This is a genomic window from Herbidospora sp. RD11066 (genome assembly GCF_054661255.1).
In genome coordinates, this window is the sequence record NZ_BAAGDO010000282.1 from 1 (window position 1) to 249 (window position 249).

The 249-nt window shown below is 34.1% G+C and carries 1 protein-coding gene; it reads left to right on the forward strand.

Annotated elements, in window-relative coordinates:
• On the forward strand, positions 1-249 hold a 249-nt coding region (locus tag ACYQ78_RS39925; protein ID WP_459806202.1), incomplete at both ends, for an insulinase family protein.

A 249-nucleotide genomic window follows, 5' to 3' on the forward strand; every position in this document is an offset into this window, starting at 1 on the left:
GTATCCTGGTACACCTTTAGCAACTGATATAGTTGGAAGTGAGGAGTCCATTTCCCAAATTAATCTAACTAATTTGCAAGAAAATTTCACAAGGTTTTACAAACCTGTAAACATGTCTCTGTTTTTAGTTGGCAATTTTGATGTGGATCAAGTACAGGACTATTTTGAAAGAAAAGAACTGGAAGAGTTAGATGTTCAGGAAGTAGCAAGAGAAAAGTTTGTTTTAAAAGATGTAAAGCAAACAGACAG